At 66.8% G+C, this 25,924-nt stretch carries 26 protein-coding genes and 2 tRNA genes; 11 read left to right on the top strand and 17 right to left on the bottom strand.

Annotated elements, in window-relative coordinates:
* Positions 1-27: 27 nt before the first annotated feature.
* Positions 28-1,218, bottom strand: coding sequence for an MFS transporter (locus CPBF1521_RS02775; RefSeq protein WP_115675824.1), 1,191 nt, complete (start codon positions 1,216-1,218; stop codon positions 28-30).
* A 97-nt stretch (positions 1,219-1,315) separates the two neighbouring features.
* Here CPBF1521_RS02775 and CPBF1521_RS02770 point away from each other — a divergent pair, with 97 nt between their 5' ends.
* The 4 genes from CPBF1521_RS02770 (at position 1,316) to CPBF1521_RS02755 (ending at position 5,205) form a co-directional block, all read left to right on the top strand.
* Complete coding sequence (locus CPBF1521_RS02770) at positions 1,316-2,224, top strand: LysR family transcriptional regulator (protein WP_115675823.1); 909 nt, start codon at positions 1,316-1,318, stop codon at positions 2,222-2,224.
* A gap of 61 nt (positions 2,225-2,285) precedes the next feature.
* Entirely contained in the window at positions 2,286-4,208 is a 1,923-nt protein-coding gene (locus CPBF1521_RS02765; protein ID WP_115675822.1) for an MFS transporter, read from the top strand.
* A 242-nt stretch (positions 4,209-4,450) separates the two neighbouring features.
* Complete coding sequence (locus tag CPBF1521_RS02760; RefSeq protein ID WP_104583533.1) at positions 4,451-4,795, top strand: CD225/dispanin family protein; 345 nt, start codon at positions 4,451-4,453, stop codon at positions 4,793-4,795.
* Positions 4,795-5,205 carry a DUF2752 domain-containing protein gene (locus CPBF1521_RS02755; protein WP_115675821.1) on the top strand — a complete coding sequence of 137 codons (411 nt, stop codon included), beginning with the start codon at positions 4,795-4,797 and terminating at the stop codon, positions 5,203-5,205. Before CPBF1521_RS02760 ends, CPBF1521_RS02755 begins: the two co-directional genes overlap by 1 nt.
* Before the next feature lie 220 nt (positions 5,206-5,425).
* Here the strand turns inward: CPBF1521_RS02755 and CPBF1521_RS02745 are convergent, their stop codons facing one another.
* From CPBF1521_RS02745 to CPBF1521_RS02720, 6 genes are all read right to left on the bottom strand, one after another.
* On the bottom strand, positions 5,426-6,319 hold the full coding sequence (locus CPBF1521_RS02745; protein ID WP_115675820.1) for a hypothetical protein: 894 nt from the start codon (positions 6,317-6,319) through the stop codon (positions 5,426-5,428).
* Between the two features lie 79 nt (positions 6,320-6,398).
* Entirely contained in the window at positions 6,399-7,289 is an 891-nt protein-coding gene (gene nudC, locus CPBF1521_RS02740) for an NAD(+) diphosphatase (protein ID WP_115676495.1), read from the bottom strand.
* 311 nt (positions 7,290-7,600) lie between these two features.
* Positions 7,601-8,863, bottom strand: a complete 1,263-nt coding sequence (locus CPBF1521_RS02735) for a lipase family protein (protein ID WP_115675819.1) — start codon at positions 8,861-8,863, stop codon at positions 7,601-7,603.
* A gap of 648 nt (positions 8,864-9,511) precedes the next feature.
* Positions 9,512-9,898, bottom strand: a complete 387-nt coding sequence (erpA, locus tag CPBF1521_RS02730; RefSeq protein WP_024938186.1) for an iron-sulfur cluster insertion protein ErpA — start codon at positions 9,896-9,898, stop codon at positions 9,512-9,514.
* 83 nt (positions 9,899-9,981) lie between these two features.
* On the bottom strand, positions 9,982-10,431 hold the full coding sequence (locus CPBF1521_RS02725) for a bactofilin family protein (RefSeq protein WP_104583528.1): 450 nt from the start codon (positions 10,429-10,431) through the stop codon (positions 9,982-9,984).
* Between the two features lie 3 nt (positions 10,432-10,434).
* On the bottom strand, positions 10,435-11,172 hold the full coding sequence (locus CPBF1521_RS02720; protein WP_104583527.1) for a DUF6776 family protein: 738 nt from the start codon (positions 11,170-11,172) through the stop codon (positions 10,435-10,437).
* Between the two features lie 128 nt (positions 11,173-11,300).
* On the opposite strand from CPBF1521_RS02720, the gene CPBF1521_RS02715 reads away from it, so the two are divergent.
* Genes CPBF1521_RS02715 through CPBF1521_RS02705 form a run of 3 tightly spaced genes read left to right on the top strand, consistent with a single transcriptional unit; the run spans position 11,301 to position 16,225 of the window.
* Complete coding sequence (locus CPBF1521_RS02715; protein WP_115675818.1) at positions 11,301-11,927, top strand: DUF4126 domain-containing protein; 627 nt, start codon at positions 11,301-11,303, stop codon at positions 11,925-11,927.
* Between the two features lie 38 nt (positions 11,928-11,965).
* Positions 11,966-13,918: an EAL domain-containing protein gene (locus CPBF1521_RS02710; protein ID WP_181901081.1), complete on the top strand. Its 1,953-nt coding sequence runs from the start codon at positions 11,966-11,968 to the stop codon at positions 13,916-13,918.
* A gap of 39 nt (positions 13,919-13,957) precedes the next feature.
* Entirely contained in the window at positions 13,958-16,225 is a 2,268-nt protein-coding gene (locus CPBF1521_RS02705; protein WP_181901131.1) for an ATP-binding protein, read from the top strand.
* A 255-nt stretch (positions 16,226-16,480) separates the two neighbouring features.
* Here the strand turns inward: CPBF1521_RS02705 and bfr are convergent, their stop codons facing one another.
* The 3 genes from bfr to CPBF1521_RS02690 all read right to left on the bottom strand — a co-directional run bounded on the left by bfr (position 16,481) and on the right by CPBF1521_RS02690 (position 18,211).
* Positions 16,481-16,951, bottom strand: a complete 471-nt coding sequence (bfr, locus tag CPBF1521_RS02700; RefSeq protein ID WP_005990707.1) for a bacterioferritin — start codon at positions 16,949-16,951, stop codon at positions 16,481-16,483.
* Positions 16,952-17,303: 352 nt separating this feature from the next.
* Positions 17,304-17,513 carry a (2Fe-2S)-binding protein gene (locus CPBF1521_RS02695; RefSeq protein ID WP_024938191.1) on the bottom strand — a complete coding sequence of 70 codons (210 nt, stop codon included), beginning with the start codon at positions 17,511-17,513 and terminating at the stop codon, positions 17,304-17,306.
* Between the two features lie 80 nt (positions 17,514-17,593).
* Positions 17,594-18,211, bottom strand: a complete 618-nt coding sequence (locus CPBF1521_RS02690; protein WP_024938192.1) for an RNA pyrophosphohydrolase — start codon at positions 18,209-18,211, stop codon at positions 17,594-17,596.
* 118 nt (positions 18,212-18,329) lie between these two features.
* Here CPBF1521_RS02690 and CPBF1521_RS02685 point away from each other — a divergent pair.
* Positions 18,330-18,406: transfer RNA gene (locus tag CPBF1521_RS02685), tRNA-Met, on the top strand.
* Positions 18,407-18,458: 52 nt separating this feature from the next.
* Positions 18,459-18,532: transfer RNA gene (locus tag CPBF1521_RS02680), tRNA-Gln, on the top strand.
* A gap of 455 nt (positions 18,533-18,987) precedes the next feature.
* Here CPBF1521_RS02680 and rpsI read toward each other — a convergent pair.
* Both rpsI and rplM read right to left on the bottom strand, forming a co-directional pair.
* A complete protein-coding gene (rpsI, locus tag CPBF1521_RS02675) occupies positions 18,988-19,380 on the bottom strand; it encodes a 30S ribosomal protein S9 (protein WP_016902423.1) in 393 nt (130 codons plus the stop codon).
* A gap of 2 nt (positions 19,381-19,382) precedes the next feature.
* Positions 19,383-19,811: a 50S ribosomal protein L13 gene (gene rplM, locus CPBF1521_RS02670; RefSeq protein ID WP_016902424.1), complete on the bottom strand. Its 429-nt coding sequence runs from the start codon at positions 19,809-19,811 to the stop codon at positions 19,383-19,385.
* Positions 19,812-19,992: 181 nt separating this feature from the next.
* On the opposite strand from rplM, the gene coq7 reads away from it, so the two are divergent.
* Positions 19,993-20,646 (top strand): 2-polyprenyl-3-methyl-6-methoxy-1,4-benzoquinone monooxygenase, encoded by a 654-nt coding sequence (coq7, locus tag CPBF1521_RS02665; protein ID WP_115675816.1) that lies wholly within the window; start codon positions 19,993-19,995, stop codon positions 20,644-20,646.
* Positions 20,647-20,901: 255 nt separating this feature from the next.
* Here coq7 and CPBF1521_RS02660 read toward each other — a convergent pair whose 3' ends face one another.
* Both CPBF1521_RS02660 and speD read right to left on the bottom strand, forming a co-directional pair.
* Positions 20,902-21,216: a DMT family transporter gene (locus tag CPBF1521_RS02660; protein WP_003483069.1), complete on the bottom strand. Its 315-nt coding sequence runs from the start codon at positions 21,214-21,216 to the stop codon at positions 20,902-20,904.
* A gap of 163 nt (positions 21,217-21,379) precedes the next feature.
* Positions 21,380-22,174, bottom strand: coding sequence for an adenosylmethionine decarboxylase (gene speD, locus CPBF1521_RS02655; protein ID WP_005990692.1), 795 nt, complete (start codon positions 22,172-22,174; stop codon positions 21,380-21,382).
* Between the two features lie 137 nt (positions 22,175-22,311).
* Here speD and crp point away from each other — a divergent pair, with 137 nt between their 5' ends.
* On the top strand, positions 22,312-23,004 hold the full coding sequence (gene crp / locus CPBF1521_RS02650; RefSeq protein ID WP_024938194.1) for a cAMP-activated global transcriptional regulator CRP: 693 nt from the start codon (positions 22,312-22,314) through the stop codon (positions 23,002-23,004).
* 215 nt (positions 23,005-23,219) lie between these two features.
* On the opposite strand, the gene CPBF1521_RS02645 is transcribed toward crp, so the two are convergent.
* Genes CPBF1521_RS02645 through trpD form a run of 3 tightly spaced genes read right to left on the bottom strand, consistent with a single transcriptional unit; the run spans position 23,220 to position 25,895 of the window.
* The gene (locus CPBF1521_RS02645) at positions 23,220-23,936 is read right to left on the bottom strand and encodes a haloacid dehalogenase-like hydrolase (protein ID WP_104583522.1); all 717 of its coding nucleotides are present in this window, start codon (positions 23,934-23,936) and stop codon (positions 23,220-23,222) included.
* A complete protein-coding gene (trpC, locus tag CPBF1521_RS02640) occupies positions 23,929-24,804 on the bottom strand; it encodes an indole-3-glycerol phosphate synthase TrpC (protein WP_370659360.1) in 876 nt (291 codons plus the stop codon). Before trpC ends, CPBF1521_RS02645 begins: the two co-directional genes overlap by 8 nt.
* Before the next feature lie 53 nt (positions 24,805-24,857).
* Positions 24,858-25,895 carry an anthranilate phosphoribosyltransferase gene (gene trpD / locus CPBF1521_RS02635; RefSeq protein WP_115675815.1) on the bottom strand — a complete coding sequence of 346 codons (1,038 nt, stop codon included), beginning with the start codon at positions 25,893-25,895 and terminating at the stop codon, positions 24,858-24,860.
* Between the last annotated feature and the right edge of the window lie 29 nt (positions 25,896-25,924).

Here is a 25,924-nt window from a genome sequence, read left to right as displayed (position 1 = left end):
GCCGCGGCGCCGTTCCGGCAGCCGCACCTACTTCCACTGCTTGCGCGTCACGCTCAGCCCCACCCAGCCCAGCGCTGCCACCGCCAGTACCGCCCCACCGATCACCACACCGTTCCAGCCGGCCTGCGCATAGGCCGCCGTGCCCAGCGTGGAACCCACCGCACCGCCGATGAAGTAGCAGGTGATGTAGGCCGAGGTGATGCGATTGCGTGCGTTCGGATTGCGCTGGTAGATCACGCTTTGGTTGGCGATATGCACGCCTTGCACCGCGATATCCAGCAGCAGCACGCCGACGATCAGCAGCGCGATCGACTGCGGCGCAAACGCCAGCAATCCCCATGACAGCAGCAGCATCACCAGCCCGCCCCAGCTGACACGGTCGCCATGGCCGTGATCGGACCAGTGACCGGAACGGTTGGCCGCCAGCGCGCCGGCCGCACCGATCAGGCCGAACAGCCCGATCACCGCCGTGCCATAGCCATAGGCGGGCCCGGACAACAGGAACGCCAGCGTGGTCCAGAACATGCTGAAGCCGGCAAAGATCAACCCGCCCAGCACCGCGCGCGCGCGCAGCACCGCATCGTCGCGCAGCAGCGTCAGCACCGAGCCCACCAGCTGCGGATACGACAGCTGCGCATTGCCCGGGTGCCGCGGCAGCCCGCGCCACAGCAGCCAGGCGGTGACCAGCAACAGGCCGGAGGCGATCCAGTACACCGTATGCCAGCCACCAACACCGGCCAGCACCCCGGCCGCGGTGCGCGCCAGCAGGATGCCCAGCAACAGGCCGCTCATCACCGTGCCGATCACCCGCCCGCGCTCGTGCGGGGCGGCCAGGGTCGCGGCGAATGGCACCAGGATCTGCGCCGCCACCGAACTGGCACCGGTGACGATCGTGCCGGCCAGCAACATGCCGAAGCTGTGAGAGACGGCGCTCACCAGCAGGCCCAGCGCACTGAGCACGAACAGGCCGACGATCAGCCCGCGCCGCTCCAGCCGGTCGCCCAGCGGCACCAGCAACAGCAGCCCCGCCGCGTAGGCCAGCTGCGCGGCAGTCACCACCGCGCCGGCACTGCGCACCTGGATCCCGAACGCCTGCGCCAGCGTCTCCAGCAAGGGCTGCGCGTAGTAATTGCTCGCCACCGCCAGCCCGGTGGCGGCGGCCATCAGCAACACCAGCCGGCGCGGCAATGGCGGGTGGGCAATCGGTTCGACGGTCATGGCAGGTGCCTGCTGAAGGAGTGGGCGCAGTGTGCGCAGCGATGCGGCATCTTTCCAATGTATTGTTTTCACTGTGTCCATCGCGTTTTGAGATCGCATGCTGACCCTGCGCCAACTGGAGTTCGCCGTGGCCGTGGCCGAGGAAGGCGGCTTCACCGCCGCCGCGCGCCGTTGCAACACCGTGCAATCGGCGCTCAGCCACCAGGTCGCCAAGATCGAGCAGACCCTTGGCGCACGCCTGTTCGAGCGCGGCACCCGTCAGGTGCGGCCCACCGCCGCCGGCGAGGTATTCCTGCACAACGCCCGCGCCACCTTGCGCGCGGCCGAGCGCCTGCACGAGGAAATGGCCCAGGCCCTGGGCACGGTGCGTGGCCAGCTCACGCTGGGGCAGATTTCCTCGCTCACCACCGTGCAGCTGCCGGCGCTGCTGCGCGCGTTTCGCAACGCGCATGCGCGGGTGGACGTGCACCTGCGCACCGCCATGAGCGAGGCCCTGCTGCACGACCTGGGCGAAGGCCGGCTGGACGTGGCGCTGGTCGGTGTCGGCCCGCAGGTCGCGGTGCCCGACCAGCGGCTGCTGCTGCACGAGGAGGCCCTGGCCCTGATCGTGGCGCCCGGCCATCGCTTTGCCACGCGCAAGCGGGTGGTGCTGGCCGAGCTGGACGACGAACCGATGGCCGGGCTGATCGCCGGCGCTGGCGTGCGCGGCATCGTCGATGCGGCCTTCGCGCAGGCCGGCCTGCGGCAACGCCAGCAATACGAGGTCACCCACGCCGATCTGATGCGCGAACTGGTCGCCGCCGACCTGGGCGTGGGTATCGTGCCGCAGACCATGGCCGCGGCCATGCGCGGGGTGGTGACGGTCGCACTGAAGGAGCGCTTCGGCTTTTCGACCTATGCGGTGTGGCGGCCCGACCCCACCCCGGCCGCACGCGCCTTCGTGGCGCTGCTGCGCGCCCAGGCCGCGCGGCGCGCGCCATCGGCACGCACGCCGCGCCGCGCGTAGCGGCATGCACCAGCCCGCCGTGGAAGCCTGCTAGGCTGCGCGCGTTCGCAAAGGAAACTGCATGTCCGGTCACAGTCAGTTCGCCCTGCTCAGGCAGCGCCGCTTCTTGCCGTTCTTCGCCGTGCAGGCGTTGGGCGCCTTCAACGACAACGTCTATCGGCAGGCCATCATCGGCCTGTTGTTCTACCTGGGCATCGATGCGGCGCAGCGCACGCTGTACACCAATCTGGCGCCGGCACTGTTCATCCTGCCGTACTTCCTGTTCTCCGCGCTGGCCGGGCAGATCGCCGAAAAGCTTGAGAAGCAGAAGCTCATCGTGATCACCACCACGATGGAGATCGCGATCATGTCGCTGGCGGCGGTGGGCTTTCTCACCGAGAACATGGTGATCCTGCTGATTGCGCTGTTCTGCACCGGCCTGCAGTCCACGCTGTTCGGGCCGGTGAAGTATTCCATCCTGCCTTCGGTGCTCAAGCCCGAGGAACTCACCGGCGGCAACGGCCTGGTCGAGATGGGCACCTCGATCTCGATCCTGTGCGGCATGATCTTCGGCGGGCTGATCTTCCAGATCGCCGGCAGCCACGGCCCGGAGGCCGCAGCCACCGCGGTGATTGCCATTGCCGTCACCGGCAACCTGGTCGCGCGGCTGGTGCCCAAGGTCGATGCCGGCGCGCCAGAGCTAAAGATCAACTGGAACCCGATCCCCGAATCGCGCGCCATCATGCGCCTGACCCGGCGCACGCCGGCGGTACGCAACGCCGTGCTCGGGGTGTCGTGGTTCTGGTTCGTCGGCACCGTGCTGACCGCGCAGCTGCCCACCTACGCGCAGGTCAATCTTGGCGGGCAGCAGGATCTGTACGTGTTCGCGCTGGCGCTGTTTTCGATCGGCACCGGTGTCGGTTCGCTGCTGTGCGAGCGGCTGTCCGGGCGCACCGTCGAAATCGGCCTGGTACCGCTGGGCGCGTTCGGCATCAGCGCCTTCCTGCTGGACCTGTATTTCGCACGCCCCGGCGCTGCGCCCGCCACCGATCTGTCGATCGGCCAGTTCGTGCAGCAGGCCGGCAGCGTGCGCCTGATCGTGGATCTGGTCGGCATCGGCCTGTTCACCGGTCTGTTCGTGGTGCCGTTGTTCGCGTTGATCCAGAGCCGCACGCCCAAGGCCGAACTCTCGCGCGTGATCGCCGGGCTCAACATCCAGAATTCGCTGTTCATCGTCACCGCCGCCATCATCGGCATCGCGCTGCAGTTGCCGCAGCTGGTGCTGTTGGGCGTGCGCATTCCGCTGCCGGGCCTGAGCATTCCGCAGGTGTTCCTGGCGTTGGCGCTGGCCAATACGCTGGTGGCGCTGTGGATCTTCACCCTGGTGCCCGAGTTCCTGATGCGCTTTCTCAGCTGGGTGCTGGTGAGCGTGCTGTACCGGCTGCGCGCGCGCGAGATCGACCGCCATGTGCCCGAGGAAGGCGCCGCGCTGCTGGTGTGCAACCACGTCAGCTACATGGACGCGCTGATCCTGTCGGCGGTGATCCCGCGCCCGGTGCGCTTTGTCATGTACTACAAGATCTTCCGCATCCCGGTGATGCGCTGGATATTCCGCACCGCCAAGGCGATCCCGATCGCCGGCGCGCGTGAAGATCCCGCGCTGATGCAGCAGGCCTTCGACCGTATCGACGCGGCGCTGGCCGACGGCGAACTGGTGTGCATCTTCCCCGAAGGCGCCTTGACCCGGGATGGCGAGATCGCAGCGTTCAAATCGGGCGTGGAAAAGATCCTGCAGCGCCGCCAGGTGCCGGTGATTCCGATGGCGCTGCGTGGCATGTGGTCGAGCATGTGGAGCCGCCGCGACACCCGCCTGGGCCGCATGCGCGTGCCGCGCCGGATCCGCGCGCATATCGAAGTGGCCGCCGGCCCAGCGGTTCCCGGCGACGCGGCGACCGCCGCGCTGCTCGAGCAGCAGGTCCGTGCACTGCGCCAGGATCAGCCATGAGTGCGGCCGGCACGGGCTTTGCGTCCGTCGCGCGCCGCGAGTAGCCTGTGCGCCATTACACGTATTGCCGCCGCGCTCGCCTAGCGGGCGCGACAAGAAGGACCGGGGGGAAGTCGCCGTACGCCACATCACCGTGTCAGACGCGTTCGCCGTGACCGGTGGACGCTGCCTGCGCGGCCAATCGCTGCCTTCCCCACGCGCTGCAACATCTCGCTGTTGTTTACCACCCAAGGAGCTTCACCATGAGTGCCATCCCACCGCCGATCCATCCCTCGTCCAGCGCCGCACCCGGCCCGGTCCCCAATCACCTGATCTGGGCGATCGTCTCCACCGTGCTCGGTTTCTGCCTGTGCTGCCCGGCCCTGATCACCGGCATCGTGGCGATCGTGTTCTCCAGCAAGGTCAACGGCCTGCTCAACCAGGGCGACATCGACGGCGCACGGCGTGCCTCCAACACCGCCAAGACCTGGTGCATCGTGACCAGCGTGCTGGCCGTGATCGGCCTGCTGATCAACATCGGCGTGGTCGCCACCGGCGGCATGCAGGGCTACATGGACTACATGCAGCAGTTACAGCACATGCAGTAATGGAATTGCGTCCACGCCATTGGCTTGGACTCGGGGCGGCCACCAGCGTGGCCGCTCTCGGCGTGTCGTTGCTGTATCGCTTCGATCCGAACGCGAGCAACAGCCCGTTCCCGCCCTGCGTGTTCCGTGCCGTGACCGGCTGCTATTGCCCCGGTTGCGGCATGACCCGCGCGCTGTATGCGCTGGTGCACTTCGATCTGCCCGGCGCCTTCGCCATGAACCCGGCCGCCGTGCTCGGCCTGTGCACCCTGCCCGGCCTGGTCGCCTGGAAGGCCGGCTGGCGCGCGCGCTGGTTCGCACCCGTGGTGGCCGTCATGTCCGAGCCGAAGTTCTGGTTATGGGCATTGCCGATGTATTGGATTGCCAGAAACTTGCCGTGGTACCCGTTTACCTTGCTGGCGCCGGGTTAGACCGCAAGGATCAAATCTGTGAACTTAGAGCAAGAATCCGAGCACGCCACTGAGCTACTAGTCGGAAAGATTGTTAAGTCTGTTAGACGTCACCGACCTGGCGAAGTCGTCATCCAGTTCGAAGATGGAAGCCGGCTCTTCGTGGACGTCAATGGCGATGCTCTTGAGCTTTCTATCACCGATTGCACAGGTGATTAACTGCCTCTAATCGGGCCTGGTGTTAACGCACCCACCCGGCGATCACCAGCAACGCCAGCACCACCATCCACAGCAGCAGCACGCGCCAGACCAGGCTCATCGCATCGCGCACTTCCGGCAGGCGGCGCCACACCGGCACCAGCCCTGCATCGGTGTAGTCGTGCGCTTCCTCGCGCAATTCGGCGCTGACGCTGGCACGCGCCACCGCACCGAGAAAATGCGGCTCCAGGGACCAGCGGTTGCCATGTGCCTGCCGCCAGGCGCGAAACACCGTGTCGAAATTGCCCACCAGCGCCATCGACACCGTGATCAGCTGCGCCACCGGCCATTCCAGCGCGGCCAGCAGCCAGCGCGCGCCGGCCAGGTTGCGCGGCGGCAGCAGCACCGACAGCGGGCTTTCCACCGCCAGTGCCGTGAGCCGGTACAGCACCGCACCGAACGGCCCCAGCAGCAAGAACCACCACAGCACCGCGAACCAGCGCCGCAGCCCGTTGACCACCACCGCTTCCACCAGCGACGGCGCATCTTCGTGCACGCTGCCGCCGGCGGCCTGCAGGTGCGAGATGGCCTCACGCCGCAACGCCGGCGCGTCGGCATCGATCACCGCTTCCACATCGCGGTCCAGATCGCGCGGCCCCCAGGTCCAGGCCAGCACCGCCACGCCGAACAGCAATGCCCAGAACCCGCGCCACACATCGTCCAGCAGCCATTGCAGCAGCACCACCACCAGCAGGGCCGGCAACAGTGCCAGCAGCACGCCATAACGCCCCTGCCACGCACCGCGCCCGGCCGCATGGCTGTCCAGCCGGCGTAGCCACTGGCCGAACCATTCGAAACGCCGCAGCCGCGCCACCTGGGCGGGCGCCAGGTGGCCCAGCGCAAGTGCGACGACGACAGCAACCAGGGTGGTGAACATGGGTGGGCCTCCTCAGCCGAGTCTAGCCGAGCCGCTGCACGCGCACCCGATCTGCGTGCGCTGCGCCGCTCGCCCCGGCTCAGCCATGGACGCGATGCCAATGCTCGATCAGCGCGCGCGCGATGGAAATACGCGGCGGCAACCCGATCTCGCCGTCGCCGGCCAGTGCCGCGGTGACCTCGGCATGGCTGACCCAGCGCGCGTCTTCCAGCTCGCCGGTGACCTGCGGCACTTCGCTTGCCGCAGCGCGCGCGCTGAAGCCCAGCATCAACGCGCCCGGGAACGGCCACGGCTGCGCGCCCAGGTAGCGGCAGTCCTGCACCTGCACACGGGTTTCCTCGAACACCTCGCGCGCCACGGTCTGCTCCAGCGACTCGCCGGGTTCGACAAAGCCGGCAATCACCGAGTAGCGCCCCTGCGCCCAACTCGCCTGCCGCCCCAGCAGCAAGCGCGCGCCATCGCTGACCGCCACGATGATGGCCGGATCCACGCGCGGGTAATGCTCGGTCTGGCATTGCGTGCAATGGGCGATGAAGCCGGCCCGCCGGAACGCGATCGCCCCGCCGCAGACACCGCAAAAGCGCGTGCGCGACTGCCAGTGCAGCATCGCGCGTGCGTAGGCGAACGCGGTGGAGACGTCTGCCGGCCAGTCGGCGGCGGCCTGGCGCAGGTCGATGCGCTGCGGCGCTTCCACACCCGGCACATCGGACGGCAGGCAGAACCAGCCGACCCCATCGCGCAGCCCCAGAAAGATCGCTCCGTCCGGCGCTTCGCCAAGCGCAGCACCGTCCATCAGCAGCGGCTGGCCATCGGCATCGGCCAGCGCGGTGCCCTTGGCATCGAGCAGCAGCACGCGGCCTTGCGGCCACAGACGCGCCAGCGCAGCAGCATCGTCACGCAGCAGATCGCCGCGATCCAGTGGCGCGTGGGTGAAGGCAAAACCGGAGGAGGAAAAGGAAGGCTCTGACATCGGCGCAAGCCTGCCGATAATCGGCATCGCCTGCAACCGGCGCGCCACGGATGCAGGCCCGGCCGGCGGCGCGCGTTCAGACGTTGCCATGGGCCCGCGCTCGCCGGCGGTGCTGACTGCGTCACATTGCGCGCTGCGCCGCACGGCAGGCCACGCGCGATCGGCACGGCGTTGCGGCAACCAGGTCGAATCCGGGCATGCTCAGCCTTGTCGCCTGCAACAGCGACAAGGCCTCGATCGGATCGTGACGCGTCCAGGCGGACCCGGTACGCGACGATCATCGGCGCTGGCGGCGCCCCGCCATCCAGGCCTCAGCGCTGCTTGTCCAGCAGCTGATGCCGTACGGCGACGATGCACGGCTCATTGGTGGTCAGATGCACGAAAGCCGAGTTGTCGTTGGGGTCGCCACTGCCGATGTCCACCAGCGCTGCCTGGGTGCTGCCGCGACGCTTGAAACCGGCAATGGCGGTCACCGCATTCTTCAGCGGGATGGTCGCGTCGTTGGACGAACCGCACAGCAGCGTCGGCGTCTGCGGCGCCCAGTCCAGCACGTCGTTGCGTGCCAGATCCTTGCGGAACGGATTGTCCGGGTTGCTGGCGAAGTCACGGTAGAAGCCGGGCTGGAAATACACCTTGAGCTGATCGATCCCGGGCAGCGTATCGCCCAGCACCAGATCGGTCAGGCCCAGCTTGCCGGGGAACAGCCCCTCGACCCTGGCCGCCCACGGATCCTGAAACACCTGCCCGGCCGCCAGATAGAGATTGCGATACGTGTGCTGCATCGCGACGATCGCGTAGCTGCCCAGAATGATGCCGAAGCTGCTTTCACCGACGGCGTTGCTCCCGCTCCAGCTGTCCACGAAGGTCTGCTCCAGCGCGTAGGGCCCGGAGATCGGCGCGCTGGCCACCAGATGGAACTCGCTGGACAGATGCGCCTCGATTTCCCGCTGGGTTGCCAGTGCGGCATGGCCGCCTTGCGAATACCCCGACAGCATCACCTTGCCGGACAACGGCGTCTTCAGCCGCTGCAACACGCTGCGTGCCGCGCGTAGCGCATCGATCGTCGCACTGGCCTCGGATGCGCTATGCAGGTAGGGATGGAAACCGTAGCTGGATTTGCCCAGCCCCAGGTAATCGCTGCTGACCACCACATAGCCCTGGCTGGCCAAACGGGTGACCAGCGGGTCGTTCCCCTTGGCATCACGGATGTCCTTGGCCTGTTCCTCGTTGCGGAGCGTCGCGGTCGACCGCCCCCAGCCCAGCAACGGATACGGACCGGTGCAACGCTCGCCACCCGGAATCAGCACCACGCCCGACGCCGTGGCCGGCTCGCCATCGACGCCGACGGTGGCATAGGTGAACTCGGCCACGCGCACGTTGCATCTGGGCTGTTCGGTCGCCGGCTCGGCGGTGAGCAATGCGGCAATCGCATCGCGGGTGTAGCTGGTTAGGAAATTGCTGCTGAGCAAGCTGCCGCGCGCGGGTGACGCCTGCGCACCGGGTGCAAGCACTGCGCTGGCGATGCCAAGCATGGCCAGCAGGCCAAACGCCGATCGGGTTCTGATCTGCAACATGGTGAGACGTTCTCTCATGGATGGATGCAAGGGGCGGGGAGCTGGCGCGACAAAGGAGCGGGATCAGCTGCCCGATCCACGTACGCACGCGTGGCGATGCGCTTACTGCGCCATGGTGTGGAAGTGGCATCGCGCGCGGCACGCTCGCTCAGCGCAGTGGCGAGGCCTGCGTGTGTCAGGCAAGACAAGACGCGATGCATGAATGAAGCGAGCATGTCCGGGCACCGGCGCTGAGCGTGCGTGCAGTATGTCCATCGCCGCACGCGCTGCAGCTCACGCGCACGAAGCTTGCGCGCGCACGGCGAAACCCCGCAGCACGCAAATGTTTACAGCGCGTTAGACATGCACATCGATAGCGCTTGGCGCCATGCCACCCCGTGGCATTCGTCCCGGTGGCGATCGTTTGAGCGGTACGTGGCGCACATCGCCCGGCGTTTTTTTGACTGCGCCCGGCGAACGGTATCGGTATCGGTGTTGGTGTCGCGCGACATGCATCGCGTCCAAGAGATCCGCAATGCACAAGCGACGTACCGCATGCGGCCCTGTCGCCGCACTTATGCCGCTACCGCACTCACCACGTCGCGCTGAACATGGAAACGCTGCACACAGCAGATCGCCCGCGCCTCAAACACCGGCAACCGCGCCGATTCAGACGCTGAAGCTGCTGCCGCACCCGCAGGTGGTCTTGGCATTCGGATTGCGAATCACGAACTGCGCCCCGGTCAGGCTTTCGGTGTAGTCCACTTCCGCGCCCATCAGGTATTGCAGGCTCAGCGGGTCGACCAGCAGCGTCACCCCGTCGGTGGCCACGGCCAGGTCGTCCTCGGCGCGGTTCTCGTCGAACTCGAAGCCGTACTGGAAGCCGGAACAGCCACCCCCCTGGATATAGACGCGCAACGCCAGCTCGGCGTTGCCTTCTTCCTGGATCAGCTCGCGCACCTTGCTGGCGGCGGCCACGGAAAAGTTCAGCGGCCGGTCGATGGACTGGTAGTCCGGGGCCGGGGCGGCGGTGGGAAGCGAAACGAGCGTGCTCATGGCGTCAGCATGGGGGCCAGGCGGCCCCACTTCAAGCGCTGCCTGCCAAACCCGACACCCCGCTTCAGCCGCAGGCCACGCACTCAGGCCTCGGCTGTCTCGGCCTGCAAGGCCTTGGCGGGCTCGGCGCGGCCGGCGTCCGGCGCCGGCAACGCGGCGGTCGCGCCGGCGGTGGCGGCATGGATCAGGCGCCCGGTGAGCTGCGCACCGGCGCTCATCTCCACCACCTGGTAATGCACATTGCCCTGCACCCGCGCGTTGGCGGCCAGTTCGACCCGCTCGGCCGCATGCACATCGCCGGTCAGCTGGCCGTTGATGATCACCACCGGCGCGCGCACCTCGCCCTCGATGCTGCCCTGCTCGGCCACCGTCAAGATGGCGCCGGCGCCGTCTTCGGCGATCACCTTGCCCAGGATGCGGCCTTCCACATACAGCCCGCCGCTGAACACCAGGTCGCCGCGGATGACCACCTGCGGCCCGATCAAGGTATCGACCACGGTCTGCGCACCACGGTTGGATTTGTTTCCGAACATGAGCTACTCCCCCGCGCCACTCCCGGCGACTTTCCAGTCGAATGTCTGATTGACCGGCGCCCCGTCGCCGCTCAGGGTGATTTTGACACGTTGCGGAGTGAAATCCTTCGGCAGGATCACGCTGCCGTCCAATTGCTGGAAATAGCGGAACGAGTAGGCCTGCCCGGCTGCATCCGGCTTCTGGTGCAGCTCGTTCCAGTTCACCGTGACCAGCTTGCCGGCGCGCACGCCTTCCACCGTAAAGCGCAGCTGGCCCTGGCTGATTGCGCCGCGGTTGAGGTTCTGGGTCAGCACCACGCTGTAGTTCCAGGTGCCGCCGGCCTCTGCGCTGAATTGCACCGAGTGTGCGTTGAGCCCCTTGCGTTGCGCGGTGGAGCCCACCAGGCGCTCGTAGAACGCCACATCCGCACGCAGTGCGGCGATCTGCTCGTCACGCTCGGCCAGCGAGGCCTGCACTTCGGTGTTGGCGGCGCGACTGATCTTGTCGGACATCTCCAGATTGACCTGGCGCTGCTGCAACTGCGCAATCTGCCGACGCTGCTGGGCCTGACTGCGTTGCGCCTGCTGCAACGCCGCCTCGGCCTCGACCAGGCGCGGCGCGGCGGTACGGCTGGCCATCCACCATGCCCCGCCCAGCGATGCCAGCCACACCAGCGCGATCACCAGCCACCGCCAGCGGCCGCCGGAACGGCCACCGCCGGAGTCACGTTGGACGATCTGAACGCGTGCGGCTGGTCGCATGGGCATCGGGTCCGGACGGGCCGGCGCAGTCATGGGCGGCGTAGTGTGCCAGAGCGTCGGCAACCATCGCGCTGGCGCTGGACCGGCGGTTATCCGATAGTTCCGTATTGTTCGCAGGAAGCAACGCCATGAGCGAAGCCCATCTGTTCGTGATCGGCATCCTGCTGGCCTGGCTGGCCGGCATCCGTGTCTATCTCACCGTCTTCGGTGTCGGCCTGGCCGGCCTGCTCGGCTGGATCGAGTTGCCGCCGGCCCTGCATCCGGCGCAGTCGTGGTGGGTGCTCGGCACCTCCGGTGCACTGGCAGTGGCCGAGTTCTTCGCCGACAAGATCCCCGGCGTGGATTCGGGCTGGGACCTGCTGCAGACGCTGGCACGGGTGCCCGCCGGCGCCTTCCTGGCAGCGGCCACGCTGTCGCCGGACGGTGACCTGAGCACCGGCGTGCTGGCCGCAGGCGCCGGCGTGGCGCTGACCAGCCACACCCTCAAGGCCGGCACCCGCGCCTTGCTCAACACCTCGCCCGAACCGGCCAGCAACTGGGTCGCCTCGCTGGCCGAGGACACCATCGCCACCACTGCCCTGGCGCTGGCACTGGCGCACCCATGGCTGGCACTCAGTGTTGCGGTGGGCTCCAGCGTGCTCGCTACGCTGGTGGTCTGGTGGGTGTGGCGATTGCTGTGGCGGGGCATGCGGCGGCTGATTGCGCCGATGCGCCCTGCCACCACGCCGGCTGCACGTCGCTCCCCGCTATCGTGAAGTTCATCGCATAATCATCGCGACTGCAGGGAGTATTGATGGCCGCCCGAGATCCGGTTCCTTTCACCCGTGACGACACCGCCACGCGTAATCGTCCACTGCGCGCCGAGACACCGCCGGCCGACTACTGGCGCCGCTGGGCCGACGAGGCCGCGGCGGCATCCAACCCGGCAGAGCCGGTGAGTGCCGCCATCATTCCCGCGCCCGCTGCCGCACCCGCATCGATCCTGCCGATGGCACCAGCCCAGGCCGTCGCGCCAGGCGGCAGTGCGCACGCGACGGCTGCAGCGTCGACGCTGGCGACTGTCTCGGCGTCGCGCGAGGGCGACGACACCATGGCCGCCGATGCGCCGTACCGCGTGCTGATCGTCGAGGACGACCGCTCGCAGGCGCTGTTCGCGCAGAGCGTGCTGCACGGTGCCGGCATGCATGCGCAGGTGGAAATGACCGCCGCCAGCGTGCCGCAGGCGATCCAGGACTACCACCCGGATCTGATTTTGATGGATCTGCACATGCCCGAGCTGGACGGCATCCGCCTGACCACCCTGATCCGCCAGCAGCCCGGCCAGCAGCTGCTGCCGATCGTCTTCCTCACTGGCGACCCGGATCCGGAGCGTCAGTTCGAAGTGCTCGACAGCGGGGCCGACGACTTCCTGACCAAGCCGATCCGCCCGCGTCACCTGATCGCCGCGGTGTCCAACCGCATCCGCCGCGCACGCCAGCAGGCGCTGCAGCAGGCCGGTGAACAGGTCAGCGTGCGCAGCAATCCGGAGACCGGCCTGCCGACACGCGCCCATGTGATGGAACTGCTCGCCGATGCGCTGGCGCGCAAGCAGACCGGCGGATTGTTCTTCATTGAAATCGCCAGCGCGCTCGGCTTGCGCGAGCGCTATGGCTATGCCGCCTATGAGCGCCTGATGACCCAGGCCGGGCATCGCCTGGCCAGTGCCGCGCAGCCGTATCCGCTGGCGCGCCTGAACGACAACAGCTTCCTGCTGCTGGGCGTGGACATGCCCGAATCCAGCCTGGAACAGCAGGCGCTGGAAATCCGCCAGCGGCTGTCGGCCCATGCCTTCCCGGTGCGCGAGGAAGAATCGGTGCACGTGCGCTGCGCCATCGGCGTGGCACCGTTGGGCCTGGGCTTCGACGATACCGGCAGCGCACTGGAAGCGGTCGAGCGCACCGCGCTGCAGGCACGCCTGCGCAGCGACGGCGTGCAGGCCTACCTGGCCCCCAGCCAGGCCGAACAGCAGGAGCAGCTGCGCCTGGTCGAAGGCCAGCTCGAACTGGCGTATCAACCGATCGTGGCGGTGGCCGGTGGCGACACGGCGCAATACCAGGTGCTGCTGCGGCTGCGCCAGGCCGACGGCACGCTGCTGTCGGCCGGCCAGGTGATTCCCGCCGCCGAAGCGGCCGGACGCATCGCCGATCTCGACCAGCAGGTCATGGACCACGCGCTCGGCCTGCTGCATCTGTACCAGCACGCCCACCCGCCGCTGCGGTTGTTCGTGTCGCAGTCGCCGCGCACGCTGGCGCGCGATGCCTTCGCCGACTGGTTGCTCAAGGCGCTGGTCGAGCGCGGCGTGGCCGGGCAATCGCTGATCGTCGACCTGCGCCTGGACGATGCCTTGATCCACGCAGTCACCGTGCAGCAGTTCTGCGCCAGATTGATGCAGGCGGGCGTGCAGTTCTGCCTGAGCCAGTTCGAGCCCGGCGACGAAGCCAACGCGCTGCTGAGCCAGCTGCCGCTGAGCTTCGTGCGCATGGCCAACCGCTTCGCCGATGCCCATGGCAATGCGGCAGTCCGCGATGAACTGCGCGGCGTGATCGATATCGCCCATCAGCGTGGCTTGCTGATCATCGGCCAACGCATCGAGGACCCGCAGTCGGCCGCGGCGATGTGGATGAGTGGCGTGGACTTCATCCAGGGCAACCTGGTGCAGACGGTCGGCAAGGAACTGGACTTCGACTTCACGAACGCGGTGCTCTGAGTGACAGCGCGGGCAGGAGGCCTCCGCGCCTGGAGCGGCCTGGCCGTGTTGGCTGCGCTGGTCGCAGCGCTGGGTGCAGGCCTGCAGTGGTCGGCCATCGACGGGCCGTGGCGCACGGTGACGGCCGCCTCTGCAGCGCTGGCAGTGGTGTTCGGCCTGTGTGCCGCAGCTGCCGGCTACCGCAGCGCGCGCGCCCAGCACGCCCTGACGCAACGCCTGGAAGAGGCCGACGTCGCCCGTGAGCGCCTGCAGCAGGAGCTGCAGCGCCACGGCGAGCTTGAACAGGAACTGCTGCGCGCCAAGCAGGCCGCCGAGGCCGCCACGCTGGCCAAGGGCGAATTCCTGGCCACCATGAGCCACGAGATCCGCACCCCGCTCAACGGCATCATCCCGATGCTGGAGCTCATTTCCAGCGGCCAGCTCAGCCTGGACCAGCGCGACATGCTGCAGACCGCCACCGGCAGCTCGCTGCAGTTGCTGCGCATCGTCGACGACATCCTCGACTACTCCAAACTCGAAGCCAACAAGCTCGAACTGGAGATCACCACCTTCAACCTGCGCGAGTTGCTCGACGGCGTCGTGCAGCTGTTGCAGCGTACCGCCGAAGGCAAGCAGCTGCGCCTGGCGCTGGATATCGAGCCATCGGTGCGCCTGCTGGTGCGCGGCGACCCGATCCGCCTGCGCCAGGTGCTGGGCAACCTGATCGGCAATGCGATCAAGTTCACCGAGCGCGGCAGCGTCGACATCCAGTTGCGCCGCCTGGGCGAAACCCGCGCCCAGCACCTGCTGCGCTTCCAGGTGCGCGATACCGGCATCGGCATCGCCCCGGATCAGCAGGCGCGCCTGTTCCGCTCCTTCGCCCAGGCCGACGCCTCCACCACGCGCCTGTATGGCGGCACCGGCCTGGGACTGGCGATCTGCAAACGCATCATCGACCTGATGGGCGGCCGCATCGGCGTGGAGTCCGAGCCCGGGCGCGGCGCAACGTTCTGGTTCGAGATTCCGCTGCTCAAGGTCATCGGCGACCTGCAGCAGAACAGCGGCGCCGATGCCGCCCGGGTGATGGTGATCAGCTCGGACACACGCCTGTCGCAACGTCTCAAGCGCCTGCTCGACGGCTGGGGGGTGTCGCATGTGCTGATGGAGACCACCCAGGAAGCGCTGGAACGGGTGCGTCGCCACAGCGACGGCGAAGGCTTCCGCTGCGTCATTGCCGACCACGACACGCTGCGCTACAGCGCGCGCGCCGTGCATCGCGCACTTGCGCGCCCGGACGACCTCGGTGGCGCGCGCCTGATCTGGTTGTATGGCGACGAGCCGGTGCCTGCCGAGCTGCAGGACCATGCCACCCTGGTGCCGCGCCAGAGCCCGGACGAGACCCTGCGCTCGCTGGTGCTGCCGCCCGATCCAACGCCGGCCCCCGCCACCACGCTGGCCGCGGCGATGATTCCCGAGCCGATGGCACCGGCGCTGGCCAATACGCGCGAAGTGCGCATCCTGCTGGTGGAAGACAACCCGGTGAACCTGCTGGTCGCGCAGAAGCTGCTGGCCGTGCTCGGCTTCGACGCCGACACCGCCACCGATGGCGACGCCGCGCTGAGCAGCATGGAGTCCACCCGCTACGACATGGTCTTCATGGATTGCCAGATGCCGGTGCTGGACGGCTATGCCGCCACCCGCCGCTGGCGCGCGATGGAGACCGAGAGCGGCGGCCGTCCGGTCCCGATCGTGGCGATGACCGCCAACGCCATGGCCGGCGATCGCGAGCGCTGCCTGGCTGCCGGCATGGACGACTACCTGTCCAAACCGGTGGCCCGCGAGCAGCTCGACGCCTGCCTGCAACGCTGGCTGCCGCGTCAACCGCTGCCAGCCGGCACGCCCCATGGCAGCCAGGCCGCAGCCGCCCCCGAAAGCGCCAGCAGCGCCGCGCAGGCGCGCGCCTTGCCGATCCTGGACAACAGCGTGATCGATGAGCTGTACGAGGTGGCGGGCGCGGACACCATCACCATCCTGCAGCTGTTCCTGGAAGATGCGCCGGGCATGATCGAACGCCTGGAAACCGCGGCCACCAACCGCGACAGCATGCAGCTGCGCGATCTGGCGCATACGCTCAAATCCTCCAGCGCCAACGTCGGCGCCCAGGCGCTGGCCAATGCCGCGCGCCGGATCGAACTGGCCGCGCGTACCGGCACCATTGAGCGCCCCTCGGTGATGGTGGCCCTGGTCATCGCCGAATACGCACGCGCCCGCCTGGCATTGCTCGGCCAGGTCGCCCGCCTGCAGACCAAGGCCCGCGCCGCCAACTGAGGGCGGCCAACAAACCGTGGCAGCGGCTGTCAGTCGGGTGCCAAGGACGCGCTCGCAGCAAGAGCGTGCGCGTGGTACATGCAGTTTCCGGGCAGCGACAGCCACGCCGACCGCTCATGACCTCATGCGCGCCGGCATTGTTCTCGCGATGGAAGAGGCCGAAGGCCCGGCGGCAGAAAGAGCCAGGATGCAGTGAGCCGAAGCCACTCATCAACGCGCCGCCTGCCGGCAGCGCTGCAGCCCGGTCAGCGGCCCTCAGTCGTCCAGCTTGGTCAGCAGGTAGTTCGGCTCGCCGATGCGCGCCACCAGATCCAGCTGGGTTTCCAGCCAGTCGATGTGCTCTTCTTCCGACTCCAGGATGTCCACCAGCAGCTGGCGGCTCACGTAGTCGTTGACGGTCTCCGCATAGGCCACGGCCTCGCGCAGCACGGCAACCGCCTCACGCTCCAGCGCCAGATCGCAGCGGAACATCTCGGTGGGGTTCTCGCCGATGCGCAGCTTGCCCAGCGCCTGGAAATTGGGAAGTCCTTCGAGAAACAGGATGCGGTCGGACAGCTTGTCCGCATGCTTCATCTCGTCGATGGATTCCTTGTACTCATGCTCGGCCAGTTCCTTCAGGCCCCAGTTCTTCAGCATCTTGGCGTGCAGGAAGTACTGGTTGATCGCAGTGAGTTCGTTGTAGAGCACCTTGTTGAGGTACTCGATGACCTTGGTATCGCCCTTCATGCGACGTCTCCGAGACAGTGAGCCGGCCGCACTGTAGCGCGTTGCCGCGGCGCATGAAGGAACGCGAATCGTGATCAGTTGCGGGACGCTTGCCCGCTTCCGGCTGGATCGTCGTACGGTCTATGTGGGAGCGGAGCTCCCGTCGATCTGCGTCGAGCAGTCACTGCGGACTGTGGAGGGAACCAGCGGTGAACTGACCGATGACCGCAACGGTTCCGGAGCGAGCGCATGGCCGGAGGCCAGCAAGGCGACCTGTCGACGCCAGGGGCGCGGGTGGCACCAGGAAGGCGTCAATGCGCCCACCAGCCCCGTCAACCTGTCATCGACGACGCGCGGACGCGCCGGAGAATGCTCAGGCAGCGCTGGCAAGCCCCAGCATGGGCAAGGGCAGCGCGCGGCTCGCATGGGCCTGGCTCAACACATCGCCCGCCATCTCCAGGCACGACCCACAGTTTGAACCACAGCCGGTGCGCATGGTCAGCTCGGCCAGGCTGGCACAGCCATTCTCGGCCGCTTCGCGGATCTGGTGGTCGGTGACCCCATTACAGATGCAGACGTACACGGTATCGGTCGGGTGCTGGCGATCCGGAGAGGACCGGCACTGATTCCACCGCAAACGAGAATAGGTGTCAATTCCAAACGTTAATCATTATTAATCCGGACCGCACGAGGCCCGCCCCGCTTGCGTGGACGCTTGCGCGGGCTGTCGTGCCCGGCCGCGCTGCTGCCCGGCAACCAGGCCTCCAGCGCACGCTCGGGCATCACCCCGACCGCCGCCGAGCCGGCGATGGTCTGCGCCAGTGGAGCCAGATGACGCAGCGCGCGCGCATAGACCCCGCGCTTGAACATCACCACATGCTCGACCGGATACCAGAAATCCACCCAGCGCCAGTGATCGAACTCGGGCGTGTCGGTGTGGTCGAGCTTGAGATGGGATTCGTGGCCGGTGAACTGCAGCAGGAACCACACCTGCTTCTGGCCGATGCAGACCTGGCGCTCATTGCGCCGTACTGCCCGGCTCGGCAGGCGATAGCGCAGCCACCCAGGGGTGGCACCGAGCAATTCGACATGCTCGGGCAACAACCCGGTTTCTTCGCGCAACTCGCGGTACATGGCTTCCACGGGTGTCTCGTCGGTATTCATGCCACCTTGCGGGAACTGCCAGCCGTCCCTGCGCACACGTCGTGCCCAGAACACCTGACCATCCTCTCGCATCAGCACGATGCCGACGTTTGGCCGGAAACCGTCCGGATCGATCACGATGCGGACTCCTGAAAATCTACTGTCACCGACTCTGCCACGGCGACGGCCGGCTCACAAGCTGAAAACGAAATGCTTGACAACACGCGAGCGCTTGGTAAGAATTGCCGGCTCCCTAGGCTATGTAGCTCAGCCGGTTAGAGCACAGCACTCATAATGCTGGGGTCGGTGGTTCGAGTCCACCCATAGCCACCAAGGTGTTCATGCGCTCACAGGCATGCAATAATCTTGGCCCAACACGTTTTATTGCCCCGTCGCCAAGCGGTAAGGCACCTGACTCTGACTCAGGCATCGGTGGTTCGAATCCATCCGGGGCAGCCAAACACAGAAGGTCCGATCTGACGATCGGGCCTTTTTTGTTGCCCGATGATCCGACCCGGCAGCCACCGGGAATGGTCCGCACCAACCACTGCCGCACCAAGGGCGCACAGGGATCGGCCGCAGGTGCCCCACCCTGCCGGAATGGGCGTGCTGCGTCGGCCAGGCAGACAGGCAGACAGGCGCCACTGCCGGAACCTGGCCACCCCGCATGGCATCACCCCGGGCGGCCGTGCACAGACGCAGCGGCCGCCGCCAGGTTGTTGGCACGAAAAGAGGGCCATGCCGCCCCTGCGAAGCTGCCAGACCCGCCCCCGGAAAGACCTGCCCTGCGACCCAGCACGCCCAGGCCACTAGCGCAGAGTCACGATGCGCACCCCCGAAACGACAAAAGCCCGGCATGGCCGGGCTTTTGTCGTGGGCGCCCCGGCGAACCGGGACGCAGCAAACGCGATGGATCAGCGCTTGGAGAACTGGGTTGCGCGACGGGCCTTGTGCAGACCGACCTTCTTACGCTCGACTTCGCGGGCGTCACGGGTCATGAAGCCAGCCTTGCGCAGCTCGGACTTCAGGGTTTCGTCGTACTCGACCAGTGCACGGGCGATGCCCAGACGGATCGCACCGGCCTGACCGGTGGTGCCGCCGCCGGAGGCGGTGACCAGGATGTCGAAGCTTTCGGTGTTCTTGGTGAGTTCCAGCGGCTGACGCACGATCATGCGTGCAGTCTCACGGCCAAAGAACTCGTCCAGCGGACGGTCGTTGACGGTGATGTTGCCGGTACCCTTGCGCAGGAACACGCGAGCGGTGGAGGACTTGCGGCGGCCAGTGCCGTAGTTTTGCGTGATAGCCATGATTAGATATCCAGAACTTGCGGCTGCTGGGCGGCGTGCGGATGCTCGGCACCCGAATAGACCTTGAGCTTGCGGTACATGGTGCGGCCCAGGGGGCCCTTCGGCAGCATGCCCTTGACGGCGATTTCGATCACGCGCTCCGGGTGGCGCTCCAGCGCCTGCTCCAGGCTCTCGGTCTTCAGGTTACCGATGTAGCCGGTGAAGCGGTGATACTTCTTGTCTTTCAGCTTGTTGCCCGTGACCACGATCTTCTCGGCATTGATCACCACGAGGTAATCGCCGGTATCGACGTGCGGGGTATAAACCGGCTTGTGCTTGCCGCGCAGGCGGCGGGCCAGTTCGGTGGACAGACGGCCGAGCGTCTTGCCGGCGGCGTCAACGAGATACCAGTCGCGCTGGACGGTCTCGGACTTGGCGGTGAACGTAGTCATGAGAAAACTCTTGAGTGGTCGGGCGGATTGCAGCGGCAATGGCCGCTGGAACTTTGCCACGCGTTGTGAAGGCGAAACAGAAGAGGCGGGATTGTACGGGACGATACAAGGCCACGCAAGTCGCCGGCTGGCTGGAGCTCAGGCGGTTGGCAGCGGCTCGGTCGGGGGCCAGAATCGACGCATGACCCAGACCTCCTCTTTCCGACTGCATGGCCCGCTCGACCGGCTGCTGGTCGAAGCCCAGCGCGCGCTGGACACGGTATTCGGCAATCCGCCCGCCGAGCGGCCCAACCCGGCCGCCGACACCCCTGACGTGGCGCTGGAACCGGACCAGCGTCGCCACGCCGCCGGCTTGATGCGGATCAACCACGTCGGCGAGGTCTGCGCGCAAGGCCTGTATTTCGGCCAGGCCGCCGTCGCCCGCGACGCCCACACCCAGCAGCACCTGCTGGAGGCGGCGCAGGAAGAAACCGACCATCTGGCCTGGTGTGCCGACCGCCTGCACGAGCTGGACAGCCGCCCCAGCCTGTTCAACCCGCTCTGGTACGCCGGCAGCTACGCGCTCGGCGCCCTGGCCGGCTTGCGCGGCGACGACTGGAGCCTGGGCTTCGTGGTCGAGACCGAGCGCCAGGTCGAAGCCCATCTGGACGAACACCTGGAAACCCTGCCGGAGGTCGACCAGCGCAGCCGCGCGATCCTGCGCGTGATGAAGATCGACGAGGCACGCCACGCCGACCAGGCCGAACAGGCCGGCGCCCGCCCCCTCCCGCCACCGATCCCCAGCGCCATGGCCCTGGCCTCCAGACTCATGAAAGCCGTGGCGTACCGGCTGTAGCCGGCGGGATTAGGGATTGGGGATTGGCGGCTGGTGGCGCCCAGCAGACCAACTGGAGCAGAGCCCCCTTTGTTAAGGGGGCGCGCCGAAGGCGCGGGGATAGGATGCTACGGAGTGGGGCCCGAGGTTTGCGTAGCAAACCTTGGGGGCAGGCCCACGCAGTGGGACTGACTACGCGTGGGGCCCGAGGTTTGCGTAGCAAACCTTGGGGGGGCAGACCCACGCAGTGGGACTGACCACCGGGGCTGACCACGCCTACCCCACCAACTTCAATCCGATCACCCCGGCCACGATCAGGCCGATGCAGGCCAGACGCGACCATGAGGCGCTGTCGCCGAACAGCGCGATGCCGGCGATGGTCACGCCCAGCGCGCCGATCCCGGTCCAGATCGCATAACCGGTGCCTACCGGGATGGTCTTCAGCGCCTGGGTCAGAAACCACAGGCTGATGCCTGCCAGACCGATGGTCAGCACCGTCGGCCACAAGCGCGTGAAGCCGTCGCTGTACTTCAGGCCCATGGCAAAGCCGATTTCGAACAGGCCGGCCAGCAGCAGGTAGATCCAGGGCATCGCAGTACTCCTCAGTTGAAAAACGCACAAAAAAAAAGCGACCCAGTGTTTGCACACTGGGCCGCCGTCGGCTGTGGAACGCGAGGTCATCGCGTGGCGGGCCGTCCCGCCTTGGTTCTTTCGCGCGCCTGCAGGCAGCCGCGCACCAGCTCGCTCGCTGCGCTTACTCGCTCAGGTTGCGCCCGTGGAACAGTTCTTCGATCTCGCGCTTGAGCAGCGTTTCGATCTTCATGCGCTCCTTGAACGAGAGGTTCTTGGCGCGTTCCTCGAACAGGTACTGGTCCAGGTCGAAGTCCTTCAGGTGCATCTTGGTGTGGAAGATGTTTTCCTGATAGACGTTCACGTCGAACATCTCGTAGCGCGACTTCACGTTCTTGGCAAGGAAGTGCTGGATCGAGTTGATCTTGTGATCGATGTAATGCTTCTTGCCCTTCACATCGCGGGTGAAGCCACGGACGCGGTAGTCCATGATCACGATGTCCGATTCCAGACTCTCGATCAGGTAGTTCAGCGCCTTCAGCGGCGAGATCACGCCACAGGTGGCCACGTCGATATCGGCACGGAACGTGGCGATACCCTCCTGCGGATGCGTCTCGGGGTATGTATGGACAGTGATATGACTCTTGTCCATATGAGCGACCACCGCATCGGAGATCAGCTCCTTGCCGGCCTGCTTCTTGTCGATGACGGGCTCTTCCGAGATCAGGATCGTGACCGATGCGCCCTGCGGATCGTAGTCCTGACGTGCGATATTGAGGATGTTGGCGCCAATGATCTCGGCAACATCGGTCAGGATCTGCGTCAGACGATCGGCGTCGTACTGCTCATCGATATATTCGATGTAGCGCTGACGCTCCTCTTCGGTACGCGCATAACAGACGTCGTAGATGTTGAAGCTCAACGCCTTGGTGAGGTTGTTGAACCCCTGTAGCCTCAGGCGAGGCAACGGCTTGACCACGTCGGTCTGTCCTTATGGAAGGCGGGAAAGGAAACAATTATGAGCCAAAGATCCCAGCAACGAAATGCCGACGTTAAGAATGGTTTACCTTGCATGACTCATGCCGTTAAGCTTCAGGAATTACACGCGGAACTACCATGAGCCCAGGAAACACGACGGTTGTGACTACGACGGTACGTAACGCTACCCCTTCTCTGGCGCTGGACGCGGGCACGATCGAGCGTTTCCTGGCGCACAGCCATCGCAGACGCTATCCGACCCGGACCGATGTGTTCCGGCCAGGAGACCCGGCTGGCACGCTCTACTATGTGATCAGTGGCTCGGTAAGCATCATTGCCGAGGAAGATGACGATCGTGAGTTGGTGCTGGGCTACTTCGGTAGCGGCGAGTTCGTCGGCGAGATGGGGTTGTTCATCGAATCCGATACCCGCGAGGTGATCTTGCGCACCCGCACCCAGTGCGAGCTGGCCGAGATCAGCTACGAGCGGCTGCAGCAGCTGTTCCAGACCAGTCTGTCGCCGGATGCGCCGCGCATCCTGTATGCGATTGGCGTCCAGCTGTCCAAGCGGTTGCTCGACACCACAAGGAAAGCCAGCCGCCTGGCGTTCCTGGACGTGACCGACCGCATCGTGCGCACCCTGCACGACCTGTCCAAGGAGCCGGAAGCGATGAGTCATCCGCAGGGCACCCAGCTGCGCGTGTCGCGGCAGGAACTGGCACGGCTGGTGGGCTGTTCGCGTGAAATGGCCGGGCGCGTGCTCAAGAAACTGCAGGCCGACGGCCTGTTGCATGCACGCGGCAAGACCGTCGTGCTCTACGGCACCCGCTAAGCGGTAGCGGTTGGTGCAGCCCTGCACCAACCGCAGCTCGAACCGCATGTCGCACGGCATGCGGGCTGATGTGGCCGGGTGCGCTCGGTCACCGACTGCCGGCCGTGTGCCGTGCATCGCCGACTGCTTGCCCGCCGACTCGATGGGCAAGGCCTGACCTCGTCGCAGCCGTGACCTGGCCGGAGCCGCTTACGGTACGCTTTCGGCACCAGGCGCTACAGCGCCTTGCCACCGCGATCGCGACATCCCCAGTTGAGGATCGGCGTGCCCGCCGGCAGCACCTGCCGGAACAGCGCTTCGCGATTGGCCTTCGGATTGACTACCACCGGCGCGCGCGCCGCCTTCAGCAGCGGCAGATCCGCGGTGCTGTCCGAGTAGGCAATGGCGATGTCGGCGTAGCCGCGCTCGCGCAGCATGCGCATCTTCTCTTCATTGTGGCAGTGGCGTCGCGCGGTGACCGCGCCCAGGCGTGGACCGACCAGGCTGCCGATCACCGGCACGTCCTGATGCGCGACAAAGCCAAGAATCGCGCGGGCAAGTTCCGGCGGCGCGCCGGTGGCCACCACCACACGGTCGCCGGCGGCGCGGTGGTCGGTGAACACCTTCAAGGCGTGCGGCAACAAGCGCTGCCGGATCTGCGCTTCATGCTTGAGCACGTACGCATCGATGAAGCGATTGAACTCGCGCGCGCGGTGCAGGCCGAAGGTGGCGATCCACACATAACCGGACACGCCGCGGCGGCGGGTCGGCAGCATCGCCACCATCGGGCCGAGGATCGGCGAGGCCAACAGCGCCACCAGCAGACGCAACGGGTTGCGCTTGATCAGCCAGGCGAACAGGTGGCTGCCGGAGTCACCGTCATACAGCGTGTGGTCGAAATCGAAGACCACCAGCGGTGCGTCGTCGCGCGGTACGGGATACGCCTCAGTCATGCGCGAAGAATAGCTGACGCAGCGACTCGCCGGGTTCGGGCGCGCGCATGAAGGTCTCGCCGACCAGAAACGCGTTCACGCCGTGGCCGCGCATCAACTGCACATCGGCCGGCGTCACGATGCCGCTTTCGGTCACCAGGATGCGGTCACGCGGCACGGCGGCGCGCATGTCCAGGGTGGTCTGCAGCGTCACTTCGAAGGTGCGCAGATTGCGGTTGTTGATGCCCACCAGCGGCACCGGCACCTGCACCGCGCGCTCGAGCTCGTCGATGTCATGCACTTCCACCAGCACGTCCAGGCCCAGCTGCATGGCCAGGCCGGAGAGCTCGGCCAGCTGCGCGTCCTCCAGTGCCGAGACGATCAGCAGGATGCAATCGGCGCCGAGCACGCGCGCTTCGTAGACCTGGTAGGGGTCGACGGTGAAATCCTTGCGCAGCACCGGCAGCGTGCAGGCCTCGCGCGCCTGGCGCAGATAGGCATCGGCGCCCTGGAAGAAGTCCACATCGGTCAGCACCGACAGGCAGCTGGCGCCGCCAAATTCGTAGCTCACCGCAATGTCGGCCGGGTGGAAGTCGGGGCGGATCACGCCCTTGGAGGGGCTGGCCTTCTTCACTTCGGCGATCACTGCCGGCTCGCCGGCGGCGATGCTGGCCTGCATGGCGGCGGCAAACCCACGCGTGAGCGGCAGGTCGGCGCTGCGCGCGATCAGCTCGGCCAGCGGCACGCGCGCACTGCGCTCGGCGATTTCTTCGGCCTTGCGGGCAAGGATGGTGTTGAGGATGTCGCTCATCGTATCGGGTCCTGGCGGGCGGGCATTATCGGTCAAGACGGCCGCAACTGGCCGCGGCCACGCGCCGGCGCGCAGCATGCCAGCGGTGGCATGAGGGTGCCGACGCGTGCCTGCCGGTGCAGTGGCGGGGGTCAGCGCTGCGCGGCAGTCTGCCGGGTGAAGGCAACATAGGCATCCAGTCTTGCACGCGCCGAGCCATCGGCCAGGACCGCACGCGCACGCACGACGCCGTCGGCGATGCTGTCGGACACCCCTGCCACGTAAAGGGCCGCACCGGCATTGAGGGCGACGATGTCCAGCGCCGGGCCGGGCACGTTGTCCAGCACCTGCAGCAGCATCGTGCGCGACTGCGCGGCATCGGCCACCTTGAGGTTGCGGCTGGCCGACATGGCGATGCCGAAATCCTCCGGATGCACCTCGTACTCGCGCACCTGGCCATCGCGCAGCTCGCCGACCAGGGTGCCGGCACCGAGCGAGAGTTCGTCCATGCCATCGCGTCCCCACACCACCAGCGCGCGCTCGGCACCGAGTTCCTGCAGTACGCGCGCCTGGATGCCGACCAGATCCGGATGGAACACGCCCATCAGGATGTTCGGCGAGCCGGCCGGGTTGGTCAGCGGGCCGAGGATGTTGAAGATGGTGCGCACGCCCATTTCGCGGCGCACCGGCGCCACCACCTTCATGGCCGGATGATGCACCGGCGCATACATGAAGCCGATACCGGTCTGCGCCAGCGAGGCGGCGACCTGCTCGGGCTGCAACTCGATCGCCGCGCCCAGTGCCTCCAGCGCGTCGGCACTGCCGGACTTGGACGAGACGCTGCGGTTGCCGTGCTTGGCGACCTTGGCGCCGCCGGCGGCCGCCACGAACATCGCGCAGGTGGAGATGTTGAAGGTATGCGAACCATCGCCACCGGTGCCGACGATGTCGACCATGTGCCGGCGGTCGCCCACTTCCACGCGGCGCGAGAACTCGCGCATCACCGTGGCTGCGCCGGCGATCTCGCCGATGGTTTCCTTCTTGACCCGCAAACCGGTGAGGATGGCCGCGACCATCATGTCCGAGACCTCGCCACGCATGATCTGGCGCATCAGCTCGACCATTTCGTCGTGGAAGATTTCGCGGTGTTCGATGGTGCGCTGCAGGGCTTCTTGCGGGGTGATGGGCATGGACAAGGACCGTGGCAAAACGTGGGAAA

This window comes from Xanthomonas euroxanthea (assembly GCF_900476395.1).
Classification (GTDB): domain Bacteria; phylum Pseudomonadota; class Gammaproteobacteria; order Xanthomonadales; family Xanthomonadaceae; genus Xanthomonas; species Xanthomonas euroxanthea.
The sequence above is the reverse complement of the archived record's forward strand: the minus strand, read 5'-3'. Positions and strand labels throughout refer to the sequence as shown.